This is a genomic window from Sunxiuqinia dokdonensis (assembly GCF_001270965.1).
Taxonomy (GTDB): Bacteria; Bacteroidota; Bacteroidia; order Bacteroidales; family Prolixibacteraceae; genus Sunxiuqinia; species Sunxiuqinia dokdonensis.
Map to the genome: position 1 here is coordinate 1 of NZ_LGIA01000033.1, position 12,609 is coordinate 12,609.

The following is a 12,609-nucleotide window of genomic DNA, read 5'->3' on the forward strand; positions in this document are numbered from 1 at the left end:
AAGCTTCAACCGCTTGCTCCGAGCCCAGGTGCTGAACGAAATATTGCATCCGTTGGTCGAGGCTTTGGTTAATTTGGCTGTCGCTTACAATGATATTGGTGTCAAGCTCGGCTTCGGCCAGCAAGAGTTTTTCAACCAAAAAATCTTCGAGAATCTCGCATTTCATATCGCCATCCGAGACCATGCCCTGAGCCTGCTGCTGGATATACATGCTTTCGATATCCGATTTTAGGATAACATTACTGCCTACAACGGCGACAATCTGATCGATCGTTTTATCTTGAGCCAGCGTTACGGTTGTAAGGCAACTGAAAAACAAAATACCAGCGAATAGTTTTTTGAACATATTGTTTTAATTTTGAATATTATAAAGTTTAAATTTTTTCGATTTCAGTCCTTCCTGGTAAACGTCTTTTTCAATTTCTTTAAGAAAATTGATTTTACGCTGATTCAAAAGGACATTTTTGATGGATGATTTGACAAACTCAATTGGTGCATGTTCCCCTTCATATCTGAAATCGCGGATACAAATAAAATAATAATAATCTGTATCATCGCTTTCGATAAACTTGTTTCTGCGTAAAAAACGTTCAAGGTTATCAATTTCCAACGGAATTTGAATCAAAATCTGGCTGGCATCAATCCATTTATCTTCGAAGCGGTCGTAGGTTTTGGCGTAGCGAATGCCATATTCGTCCAACTCCTGAAGCTTTTGTGGATCGTTATCCATGCACAAACTTTTTATCAATTCAGGATTTGCCACCTCCAATGGCGCTTTTAGGTAAACGGCTTTGACGATGTCATTTTTCAGAATAAATTCATTTTTATGGGCTTCGTAATAACTTTCAATTGCCGATTCGGAAATGACCGTATCCATTTTTTGCTCCATGAGTGCTTTCTTATACCTGAACGTAATGAGCGAGTTGCGGTATTCCTGCAATTCGCGGGTCACATCTTTTTGGGCTGCTGTCAGGTTTTCTTCGGCATTTAACACCATCAATTCGCTTTGCACCCATTTCTGAATGAAATCCTCCATCCACAAGGTCCGTTCGGGTTCAGGTAATTCGGGTAGAACTTCTTCTACCTCTTCAAGGTACAGAATTTTTGAGCCAACCTGGGCCACTGGCACTTTCTCTGGCTCCTCGGTGCAGGCCGACAGAACAAAAAGTCCCAAGATCATATAAAGCAACTTTTGCCTCATCATTCGTGTTCAATTTGTTTTAACAGTTTCCGATTCACTTTTACCCGGTATCGATTTCGTAGTTCTTTAACCCATTGCTCCTCCAAGTAATTCTGGTAGTCGGAAATGTATAATCCCCTGGCTTCCTCCAGCGTTTTAGCCTGTGGCGAAACTTTGTTCCCCCGTACAAAATGCAGACCATCTTTGAAATCTTCAGGTTTTGGCGCATTCCACACTAGGTAGTCCACCAAATTGTCAGCGCCTTTCTCAAAATATCCGAATCGAATTTTAGTGGTGCTTTCTTCGAAATGATTATTTAGAAGGTCGTCTAGCTCGTCTTCCCGAATGTCCAAATCTTCTTCAAAAACAGCCTCGATAAAGTCTCTCTCCTCCTGTTTTTCGCAACGGATGCTCCAACCATGGAATCGCTCGTCCCAGTGATATTTGGACTTATTTTTTTGATAGAAGGCTTCCAATCCTGCTGAATCCTTTGCGGCGGCATTCCATATTTTATCTTCCGACAGATTGAACAGCAAAATGCCATCGTGGTATTCCTGCATCAGAAACCGAAATTCGGGATGCTTTTCCTCCAGCTTTGAATCTTCGTATTGGATGAGCGTTGTGTTGACGAAATTATCATAAACGGTTTGCGCTGATCGATTGTCATTTGCTTTGTCTTTCAGGTAATCAACAAAATCTGCGATCAGCGCTTTTTGATCGGCAAATTGAAACAAAACTTGATTCGGATTGGCCGCGCGAAATGATTTGAGGGTGTTTGATTCGATTGCCACGCTTAATTCATCCAAGGCCTGACGATTCTGTTCAAATTTGTATTCCTTTTTCAGATTTTGAATGAAAATTTCGAAACTGTGCTGACTGATTTCCGGGTTGTTGCGAATTTTTTCATTCAGAAAATCCTCCAGCTCATCGAAGTCCGGAACCGGACGATATTCAATACGCTTGATGATATGCAGGCCATAAGGCGTGCGGATAACGGGCGAGAGGTCGCCGTCATTTTCCAACTCAAAAGCGGGATCAGAAAATTCGGGCATCATACCTGATGAGGAAAACCAAGAGAGTTCGCCGCCATTTTGGGCTGTGCGCCGATCGTCCGAATGTTGCCCGGCCAGTGTGCCGAAATCGGCTCCCTTTTTCAACTCCGCGTGAAGACTGTCGAGTTGCTGTTTTAGTTGATTGATGGCCTCTTCGCTGGCATGTTCGTCCAATCTCTTCATGATGTGGGCGACCTTGATTTGGCCTTTGGCTGGCCGTCGGTTATTCACCCGGATAAGGTGGTAGCCAAAGGAGGTTTGCACTGGTTGGGTGATTTCGCCGACTGCGGTTTTGTATGCCGCATCTTCAAACGGATAAACCATTTGAAAAGCGCTGAAATAGCCTAGTCGTCCCCGGTTTTGCTTTGCTGATGGATCTTCTGAATGCTCAACGGCCAGATTCCCAAAGTCAGCCCCCCGAAGCAGTTGGTTTCGGAGCTCCATCACTTTGTTCCAGGCGTGCAGCGTATCATCAGGCGTGGCTTTTTTATCGAGAAGAATTAAAATATGACTGGCATCAACTTCCATTTTCATACGTTCGTAAGCAGTGTTTACCATTTGCTCGGTGTAATGAACTGATGTCAGGTAGGGTTTGGCCAGCTCGCTGCGGTAGTTTTTTAGTTCGCTCACAAATCCCGGAACGGTATCGTATCCCAGACGCTCCGCCTCCAAAACTTTTAGCTTGAAATTGATAAACAAATCGAGGTAGTCAGCGGGCGACTTTTTTTCTGCTTCATCCAATAAATAGCTGTTGTTCTTCTCGTAGAGCCAAATAAATTCCTCTTTGGTTATGACCTGGTCATCAATTTCAATAAGCCTGCCCGAATCCGTCTGTCCGAATCCGTTTGCGGCAATTAAAATGGCAAAAAACAAGAGAATGAAACGATGCATAGAATGATTATCAGTTAAATTTTCCATCACGATTTGGCCCCCTTCAAACTCAGCGGGTACTGTAATTGGGGGCTTCGCGGGTAACGGAGACATCGTGCGGGTGACTTTCCTGAACACCTGAGGCCGTAATTCTGGTAAATTTGGCGTGCATCAATTCCTCAATGTCTTTTGCTCCACAGTATCCCATGCCGGCTTTCAAGCCGCCAATTAATTGGTAAAGCACCTCATACAAGGTTCCTTTATAGGGTACACGGGCGGTAATTCCTTCGGGAACCAGTTTTTTGATATCTTCCTCTACATCCTGAAAATAGCGGTCTTTCGATCCGGCTTGCATCGCTTCTACGGAGCCCATGCCACGGTAGGATTTGAATTTGCGTCCCTGAAAGATGATGGTTTCGCCAGGCGATTCCTCCACGCCGGCAAACAGTGATCCGGCCATAATGGAGTTGGCGCCGGCGGCAATGGCTTTCACAATGTCGCCCGAGTAGCGGATGCCACCATCAGCAATCACCGGAACATCGCTGTCTTTCAAACTTTTTGCCACATCGTAAATCGCCGACAATTGTGGAATTCCCACACCAGCCACCACACGCGTGGTACAAATTGATCCCGGGCCAATTCCGACTTTCACCGCGTCGGCACCAGCCAGCACCAGGTCGGTAGCGGCTTCGGCGGTGGCAATGTTTCCGGCAATAAAATCAATCTCCGGATATTTTGCTTTGGCCTGACGCAAGGTTTCCAGCACCCCTTTTGAATGGCCGTGGGCTGTGTCAATCACAATGGCATCGACCTGAGCCTTGACCAGCTCGTCAATCCGATCCATCGAATCAAGGGTCACGCCTACACCGGCAGCCACGCGTAGCCGGCCTTTCTCGTCTTTGCAGGCCAGGGGTTTGTCTTTGGCCTTGGTAATGTCTTTATAAGTCACCAGCCCAATCAGTTTTTTATGCTGATCAACAACCGGCAGTTTTTCAATTTTATATTTCTGAAGGATTTCGGCAGCCTTATTCAAATCTGTGGATTCGGCCGTGTAAACCAAATTTTCGGATGTCATAACTTCAGCAATAGGCCGATTCATATCTTGTTCAAACCGAAGGTCACGATTGGTTACAATGCCAACCAGGATGTTATCGGAATCGACAACCGGAATACCACCGATTTTGTAGGTTCTCATGATTTCGAGCGCATGGTGGACCAGCTTTTCCCGCTCAATGGTAATGGGATTGTAGATCATCCCATTCTCGGCCCGTTTCACCGAAATTACCTGTCGGGCCTGTTCTTCAATACTCATATTTTTATGAATCACTCCAATTCCGCCTTCGCGCGCAATCGCAATTGCCATGGTCCATTCGGTTACGGTATCCATCGCTGCGGTAACAATGGGCGTATTTAATTTGATGGAACGGGAGAATGAAGAACTCAAATCCACGTCGCGGGGCAATATATCAGAATATGAGGGGATTAGCAATACATCGTCAAATGTCAGTCCCTCGGAAACAACTTTATCTGCGTAAAACGACATGAAGTGGATTTTTAGTTGAAATTAATAGCCCAAAACTACAAAAAATAACCGGATTAAGCTTGGGTTTTGGCGTTGCAAGTCTCCATTAAAAAAATTAAATTTCATTAAAATTTGTTAAGTTGAATCTGTTTTTATAATCATTGCAAAAAATTAGTTTGTTTGAGTGATTTTAAGTCCATATTAACCCGTTACTGGGGCTATTCCAATTTTCGCCCGTTGCAGGAAGAGATCATCCAGTCGATTGCCGATGGGAATGATACGCTTGGCCTGATGCCCACCGGTGGTGGCAAATCCATTACGTTCCAGGTTTACTCGCTTGCCAAGCCAGGAATTTGTCTGGTGATTACGCCACTGATTTCGTTGATGAAGGACCAGGTTGAGAATCTGAATAAGAAGGGAATTAAGGCACTGGCCATTCATTCGGGCTTGAGCCAGCGGGAAATAAAAATAGCTTTTGACAAGGCCAGTTGGGGCGACTACAAGTTTCTGTATTTATCGCCGGAGCGTGTGAACACCGAGCGCTTTAAAGACCATTTGGGTAACATGGATGTGAACTTGATTACGGTGGATGAGGCTCACTGTATTTCGCAGTGGGGTTACGATTTCAGGCCGAGCTACCGGAAAATTACGGAACTTCGCCAGCTTTTGCCCGATGTTCCGGTTTTGGCACTCACAGCAACCGCAACCCGCGAAGTTGAAAAGGATATTCAAAAACAGTTGGATTTTAAAAAGGAGCATGTCCTTCGGAAAAGCTTTTTCCGCGACAATCTGATTTATATTGTTCGCGAGCGTGAAGACAAAATGCAGTACCTGCTCCAGTCGGTTCAGCGCGCAAAAGGAACCGGCATCGTTTATGTCCGCAGCCGCAAGTTGACCAAAGAAATCAGCCAATATTTGCGGAAGAACAAAATTTCGGCTGATTACTACCACGCCGATTTGAGCAGCCTAAACCGTGAGAAGAAGCAGGACGACTGGAAATCGGGAAAAACCCGCGTGATTGTGGCGACCAACGCATTCGGAATGGGCATTGATAAGGCGAATGTTCGCTTTGTGATTCACTATGGGCCCGCCGATTCGCCTGAGGCTTATTTCCAGGAAGCGGGCAGGGCAGGGCGCGACGGAAAGAAAGCCTATGCTGTGTTAATTTACGGGAAATCGGATGTACTCGCCATGAAGAAGAATGTGGAGAAATCGTTTCCCGACATCGAAGTGATCAAAAATGTGTACCAGGCGCTATGCAATACTTTTCAGCTGGCTGTTGGCTATGGAAAGAATCAAACCAGGGATTTCAATTTGGGTGAATTTGCATCGAAATATTCCATGCAGATTCAAACCATTTACAACAGCATCAAGATTTTGCAGCGTGAGGGGTACTTGGAGTTGACGGATGAATCTGACAATCCGTCCCGGCTGATTTTTATTGTTGGGCGCGACGATTTGTACAAATTTCAGGTGGCCAACGCAAGTTTCGATGGATTTATCAAGTTGATCCTCCGTTCTTACTCCGGCTTGTTTGCCGATTATGTGCCGATTAATGAAGAGTTGCTGGCCAAGCGTGCAGGCCTTACTATTGAGGTGGTTTATCGGTTTTTGAATCATTTAAATTCTTATAAGATCATTCATTACATCCCCCGAAAGAATACGCCCTATATTTTTTTCCCAAAGGAGCGGATTGAGATTAACCGCTTGAAAATTTCGAAGGAACATTACGCTGACCGCAAGCACGACTATCAAAAACGGGTGGATGCCATGATTCATTATTCAACCCAGAAGCTCAAATGCCGGAGCCAGGTATTGCTTCAGTATTTCGGAGAGAAAGAATCGGTTCGATGCGGAAATTGCGATGTGTGCCTGGAGCGAAATGAGCTGGGCTTGAGTAAGCTGGAGTTTGACCGCCTGGCGGACGAGATCAGGGAAAACCTGGCGGACCCCTGCTCGTTTGATGAATTGATTATGAAACTGAAGGGTAACGAGGAGCGGAAAATCAGGGTCATCCGTTGGTTGATGGACAACGGCAAAATTGTTAAGCGCATTGATAATAAGCTGGAATGGAAGCGAAATCAGCAGGCAAATGGCGCAAAACCCGAGTGAAACGGAAAATCTTATTATTTTTGCAGGATTAATTGAATACTATGACCGGCGAAAGTTTGAATCCAACAGTATATTCCAAAAATGTAATTGAGTTTGTTACCGTAGCGAATGAGTACTGTAGCTTTTTAGAAACAGCGGGCAGCCAAACTACGCGGGTTTTTCTCGATAAAGTTCAAAAAATCTTACCGCTGCTTTATCTGAAAATATCAGTTTTGCCCGAAGTGGAAAGCTACGAGGAAATGGGATTGGAGAAGTTTGTTAGCGAAGTGGACTATAATTTCTTGCAGCAAAAAGTGATGAATCTGTTGGGCGAGCACGATGATTTTCAGGAAGTATTTGATGTTGAAATGCAGTTTAGCGATGCACCGTTGACCGCCAGTATTTCAGAATGTTTGGCCGACATTTACCAGGATTTGAAGGATTTTTTGATGTCGTACCGGACCAGCGACGAGTTGGTTATGCAAGAGGCCTTGTGGCTGTGTATGGATAACTTTAAAACCTTTTGGGGACAGCGTTTGGTCAATGTGCTGCGTGCGGTTCATTCGCTGATTTACGGAGATTTCGATTTGGACGACCGGCTGAAACACACACCAGCTGCCGATGAAGACGATGACGGAACAAGCAATAAGCCAGATTGGCTGAATGATTTATTTAAGAATCAGGGAGATTAAATATGTTTATAGAAAGTATTACAAAAGAAGAACTGGCCGACTTACCTTTACATGCCTTCGACGGGGAGATTGTTTTGGTGGAGAATGAAGAACAGCTTCAATGGGCTGTTAATTATTTGAAAAAGCAGGATGTACTTGGTTTTGACACGGAAACAAAGCCTGCTTTTAAACGCGGACAGGTCCATCAGGTGGCACTGTTGCAGCTCTCAACCTGTGACAAAGCATTTATTATACGGATCAGTAAAATTGGTTTACCCGAGATACTGAAAGATATACTGGCCGATGAAAATATCACCAAAGTTGGTGTGGCCATTCGCGATGATATCAAAGCTTTGCAAAAGATTAATCGTTTTACTCCCGGTGGTTTTATCGAATTGCAAGATGAAGTGAAAGAATATGGCATTCAGGATTTTAGCCTAAAAAAAATCACTGGTATCGTTTTAGGATTCCGTATTTCAAAATCGCAACGCCTGTCTAACTGGGAAGCCGATCAACTAACTGATGCCCAACTAAGTTACGCCGCTACCGATGCCTGGGTTTCTTGCGAAATTTTTAATTCGCTAATTGCCGCCCAATCATGACTTTGCCCATCGTTACCCTGAAGCCAGGGAAAGAACAATCGCTCAATCGCTTTCATCCCTGGATTTTTTCGGGCGCCATCAAGTTTATCAGTCAGGAACTTGAAGAAGGAGAATTGGTTCGGGTCGTTTCTGCCAGGCAGGACTTTCTGGCCATAGGCCACTATCAAATCGGATCCATCGCGGTGCGTGTGGTTTCTTTTGAAGATGTTGAAATTAATGCGGCTTTCTGGGAGAAAAAACTTTCTGAAGCACTCAATCTTCGGCGTGCTTTGGGCTTGCCAGGGAGCGAGCATACCAATGTTTTTCGGCTGATTCATGGCGAAGGCGATGGTATGCCTGGTTTAATTGTCGATTTTTACAATGGCACCGCTGTTTACCAGGCACATTCGGTGGGCATGTATCATATTCGGCACGAGCTGGCCACTCTTCTGAAAAAGTTGATGGGTGATTTGCTGGTTGCTGTTTACGACAAAAGTGATAAAACACTTCCGTTTAAAGCTGATATTCAGTCCGAAAACGGTTATTTGCTTGGCGCATCGGAGCCGTGCATTGTGAAGGAATATGGCCTTGCATACCAGGTTGATTGGGTTGAAGGGCAGAAAACCGGCTTTTTTATTGACCAGCGGGAAAACAGGAAACTGGTGGAGCAATTTTCAAAAGGACGCGATGTGCTGAACATGTTTTGTTACAGTGGCGGCTTTTCTTTTTTTGCCATGCAAGGGGGCGCCAATTTGGTGCACTCGGTTGACGCTTCGGCAAAGGCCATTGAGTTGACCCGGCAGAATGTCGCGCTGAATTTTAAAGACGATCCGCGGCACGAAGCGTTTGTGGCTGATGCCTTCGATTTTATGCGCGACATGAAAAACCGCTACGACCTGATTGTCTTGGATCCACCGGCTTTTGCCAAGCACCGTGGGGCTCTGCGTCAAGCGCTTCAGGCCTATAAACGCATCAATGCCAAAGCTTTCGAGCAGATTAGGCCTGGCGGAATTCTGTTTACCTTCAGTTGTTCTCAGGTCGTCAGCAAAGATCAGTTCCGTGAAGCCGTGTTTTCCGGAGCCGCCATTACGGGCCGCAAAGTTCGTATTTTGCACCAGCTTCATCAGCCAGCCGACCACCCGGTGAATATCTATCATCCGGAAGGCGAGTATTTGAAGGGTCTGGTTTTATACGTTGATTAGCTGTAAGATCGGCTTGTCTTTTCCACAGAAGCTTATCGTAAAAAAAACATTTAAAAAAGTTGCAGATTCAAAACAATACTTATTTTTGTAATAGTATGGTTGAGAATTGGACGTTTTAATGTTGAAAATCGACCTCTTCCCGGAAAATGAATCAGAATTCATCCCCAACTGGCGACGTTATTTTATGTATTTTGGGTGGGGATGAACATGCCAGATTTCGGTACTGATTTTCCTATTTCAGTGTAAAGGTTTCCGGTTCCCGCATTTTGCTCCACCAGTTATGTTTTTATTCATTTCTAATTTTTATTCTTAAATTATGAACATTTACGTAGGTAACCTGGACTACAATCTGAAAGAAGACGAACTGGGTGAAATTTTTGCTGAGTACGGAGAAGTTATTTCCGTGAAAATTGTTAAGGATCGTGAAACTGGAAGAGCCAAAGGTTTTGGCTTTGTTGAAATGGCCGTTGAAGCAGAAGGTGATAAGGCTGTTGAAGAATTGGATGGAGCTGAAGTAAACGGACGGAATATAAAAGTTAACAAAGCCCGGCCTCGTCCGGAAAGACCTCCAAGAAGAGATCGCTATTGATTTTTGACTTTTGTATGTTGAGAAAATTTTGGTTCGTCCGGTGCTGCCGGACGAACCTTTTTTTATTTTAAAAGCTAGGGGCCATTAAAGCGCAAACCTCCTCCAGGAAGATTTGATCATCCGCTGAAAATGGGGCAGGCGAGTGGCTGTCGATATCCAGTTCGGCGATGAACTCGCCCTCGCGTAAAATGGGAACGACAATTTCGCTTTGCACATCCAGGCTGCACGCAATATAGTTGTCCTCCTTGCTGACATCTTGCACAACGATAGTCTGCTTTTTTTCGGCTACCTGGCCGCAAACGCCTTGGCCCACCTCAATGCGGGTGTGGTCAGTTGGTTTGCCAACATACTCGCCAAGTTCGAGAATACCATCTTTCAACCGATAAAATCCAACCCAATCGTAATGGTAAACCTGTTCTTTTAGGACCTGGCAAACTTGTAAGTGCAAGTTGTTGGGATTGCTTTTTACCAGGTCTTTGATGTGTTCTAAGGTTTCTGAGAAATCTGTTTTCATCTTTTGAATTTTTGTAGAACTATCTGATTACCATCTGCTTTTCGTGCGTTATTTTCTCGCAGTATTTGCATTTTAAGGTAATTGGTTGTTTTGAAATGACTGAGAAGGAAGTCGTTATTGGCTCCGAATTGGTGATACACTTGGGGTTGAAACATTTGACAATACCAATCACCCGGTCAGGCACTTCAACGACCTTTTTTTCCACCACTTCATAGTCGCGAATGATGTTTAGCTTTGCATGAGGTGCAATCAGTGCAATTCGGTTAATGTCGTCGTTTTCAAAAAACTGGTTCGATACTTTAATAATTGCTTTATTTGTGAGTTTTCCGCTGTCGAGGTTGGCTCCAAACGTGATCATGTTTCGGGTTTTGTCCAGTTCCAGAATTGAAATAACATCGAATAAACTTTCAGATGGAATGTGGTCAATCACCGTGCCTTCGCTAATGGCACTTACCTTTAGTTTTAATTTCTTTTTATGCTCTTTCATATTGGTTATTTTAAGTTTAAAGCATGTGATATAATTGCTTCGCGTGCGAATACCCCGTTTCGTGCTTGTTGGAAGTAGTAGGCTTTTTCGTTTTGATCTACGTCAGTAGCAATTTCATTAACCCGTGGCAGCGGATGCAGAATGCGCATATTGGGTTTAGTATGCTTCAACATGCTGTTTTTCAAAATATAGACATTTTTAACTTTTTCATATTCCATGGGGTCGGAGAACCGTTCTTTTTGAACCCTGGTCATGTAAACAATGTCGGCTTCAGAAATGATGTCTGTAAATTCGCGATGTTCAAAAAAGCGAATTCCTTTTTCGCGCAGGTAGATTTTGTACTCTTCGGGCATTTGAAGTTCTTCGGGAGCAATGAAATTGAAGATTGGATTTTCAAATTGCGACAGCGCCATGAGCAGAGAATGCACGGTACGCCCGTAGCGCAAATCACCAACCATAAAAATGTTCAGGTTGTCGAAGGTTTTCTGGGTTTTCAAAATAGAATACATGTCCAACAAGGTTTGGGTTGGATGCTGGTTGGCTCCGTCGCCTGCGTTGATTACAGGAACTGACGAGACCTCGGCTGCATAGCGGGCACTTCCTTCCAGTGGATGGCGCATCACAATCAGATCAGCATATTGCGAAACCATGCGAATGGTATCGTGCAGGGTTTCTCCCTTGGAAACACTGGAGGAGCCGGAATCTGAAAAGCCAACAATACGTCCGCCCATGCGGCTGATCGCGGTTTCAAAACTCAATCGGGTACGGGTTGATGGCTCGAAAAACAGCGAAGCTACAACTTTGCCCTCCAGCAATGTCTGGTTCGGATTTTCTTCAAAATCAGCAGCCATATCCATTATTCTCAGGTAGTCTTCCTTCGAATAATCCATGATGGAAATTAAATCTTTTTTATTCATGCGCTTTGTTTCATTAAAGTGGTTTCAAAAAAAAACCAACAGGAACAAAATTCACTGTTGGTTTTCATTATCCGGGTCATATGCCGGTAATAAACTAATTTGCTGAGCCTGATGTGTTTTCTTATAACTGGGGACGGAGCGTTTAATAAAAGGGAAAAAATTTGTCAGGTGATCCTGATCACCAGTTGGGAAATTATATAGCACTCTTAAACGCTTCATCAAAACCCAAAATTAAAGTATTTGTGGCGTGTTGTTTATGATTGAATACAGGTTTTATTACCGATTTATTAACAAAAACCGGGTTAATCAACACGAACGACATCGACGCTGTCAATCTTTTGAAACTTTTCAATGATCCGCTCGGCTTCGCTTTTTCGAACGGATGTCTTGATCCGACAGCGCATTTCGAACTGATTTTCTTGCTGATCGAGCTTCTCTTCCTTGAAAATTTGCATGACCGGGTTCATGTTTGGATAATCAAATTCAATAGTAAAACTGGTCTCAACAAGCTTCTCGACAATGGTTGCATGAGCCAGAACATCGGCTGCCGCTTCCTTATAGGCGTTAATCAGGCCACTTACGCCAAGCAGGGTTCCTCCAAAATAGCGCACAACCACAACTAAAATATTGGTCAGGTCCAATCGAATGATTTGTCCTAAAATGGGTTTGCCCGCGGTTGATGAAGGTTCGCCATCATCGTTGGCCCGAAAGTGTGTTTTTTCGGCTCCAAGTCGCCAGGCGTAACAATGATGGCGTGCGGAATGGTGTGCTTTTTTCAGGTTCTGAATGTGATCTTTGATTTCATCTTCTGACTGAACCGGAAAAGCAAAGGCAATAAACTTGCTGCCTTTGTCCTTAAATAAACCTTCGGCGGCGTTTGTTATGGTCAGAAACGAATCGGTCATTTTTTTGTAATGAAAAAAGAGGCTGTCC

12 protein-coding genes and 1 pseudogene are annotated in these 12,609 nt (G+C 44.2%); 5 read left to right on the plus strand and 8 right to left on the minus strand.

The features are described from left to right. The 4 genes and pseudogenes from NC99_RS03975 to guaB all read right to left on the minus strand — a co-directional run. Positions 1–346: pseudogene (locus NC99_RS03975) on the minus strand (hypothetical protein); the annotation flags it as partial. 6 nt (positions 347–352) lie between these two features. Next, a complete protein-coding gene (locus tag NC99_RS03980) occupies positions 353–1,204 on the minus strand; it encodes a hypothetical protein (protein ID WP_053180102.1) in 852 nt (283 codons plus the stop codon). Beyond that, on the minus strand, positions 1,201–3,123 hold the full coding sequence (locus NC99_RS03985) for a peptidylprolyl isomerase (RefSeq protein ID WP_053180104.1): 1,923 nt from the start codon (positions 3,121–3,123) through the stop codon (positions 1,201–1,203). The genes NC99_RS03980 and NC99_RS03985 overlap by 4 nt, the downstream gene beginning before the upstream one ends. A gap of 49 nt (positions 3,124–3,172) precedes the next feature. Continuing rightward, the gene (guaB, locus tag NC99_RS03990) at positions 3,173–4,645 is read right to left on the minus strand and encodes an IMP dehydrogenase (protein ID WP_053180106.1); all 1,473 of its coding nucleotides are present in this window, start codon (positions 4,643–4,645) and stop codon (positions 3,173–3,175) included. A 159-nt stretch (positions 4,646–4,804) separates the two neighbouring features. Here guaB and NC99_RS03995 point away from each other — a divergent pair, with 159 nt between their 5' ends. The 5 genes from NC99_RS03995 (at position 4,805) to NC99_RS04015 (ending at position 9,758) form a co-directional block, all read left to right on the plus strand. After that, complete coding sequence (locus NC99_RS03995; protein ID WP_053180108.1) at positions 4,805–6,736, plus strand: RecQ family ATP-dependent DNA helicase; 1,932 nt, start codon at positions 4,805–4,807, stop codon at positions 6,734–6,736. A gap of 41 nt (positions 6,737–6,777) precedes the next feature. Beyond that, positions 6,778–7,407 carry a DUF5063 domain-containing protein gene (locus NC99_RS04000; RefSeq protein ID WP_082326299.1) on the plus strand — a complete coding sequence of 210 codons (630 nt, stop codon included), beginning with the start codon at positions 6,778–6,780 and terminating at the stop codon, positions 7,405–7,407. A 2-nt stretch (positions 7,408–7,409) separates the two neighbouring features. Continuing rightward, positions 7,410–7,988: a 3'-5' exonuclease gene (locus NC99_RS04005; protein ID WP_053180110.1), complete on the plus strand. Its 579-nt coding sequence runs from the start codon at positions 7,410–7,412 to the stop codon at positions 7,986–7,988. Further along, a complete protein-coding gene (locus NC99_RS04010) occupies positions 7,985–9,169 on the plus strand; it encodes a class I SAM-dependent rRNA methyltransferase (RefSeq protein ID WP_053180111.1) in 1,185 nt (394 codons plus the stop codon). The genes NC99_RS04005 and NC99_RS04010 overlap by 4 nt, the downstream gene beginning before the upstream one ends. 316 nt (positions 9,170–9,485) lie before the next feature. Then, positions 9,486–9,758 (plus strand): RNA recognition motif domain-containing protein, encoded by a 273-nt coding sequence (locus NC99_RS04015; protein WP_053180113.1) that lies wholly within the window; start codon positions 9,486–9,488, stop codon positions 9,756–9,758. 67 nt (positions 9,759–9,825) lie between these two features. Here NC99_RS04015 and NC99_RS04020 read toward each other — a convergent pair whose 3' ends face one another. The 4 genes from NC99_RS04020 to NC99_RS04035 form a co-directional block, all read right to left on the minus strand. After that, complete coding sequence (locus NC99_RS04020; protein WP_053180115.1) at positions 9,826–10,272, minus strand: GAF domain-containing protein; 447 nt, start codon at positions 10,270–10,272, stop codon at positions 9,826–9,828. Positions 10,273–10,291: 19 nt separating this feature from the next. Beyond that, positions 10,292–10,759 (minus strand): aspartate carbamoyltransferase regulatory subunit, encoded by a 468-nt coding sequence (gene pyrI / locus NC99_RS04025; protein ID WP_053180117.1) that lies wholly within the window; start codon positions 10,757–10,759, stop codon positions 10,292–10,294. 5 nt (positions 10,760–10,764) lie between these two features. Further along, on the minus strand, positions 10,765–11,676 hold the full coding sequence (gene pyrB, locus NC99_RS04030; RefSeq protein ID WP_053180119.1) for an aspartate carbamoyltransferase: 912 nt from the start codon (positions 11,674–11,676) through the stop codon (positions 10,765–10,767). A 302-nt stretch (positions 11,677–11,978) separates the two neighbouring features. Next, a partial coding sequence (locus NC99_RS04035; protein ID WP_316930782.1) for an IMPACT family protein occupies positions 11,979–12,609 on the minus strand: 631 nt, incomplete at its 5' end.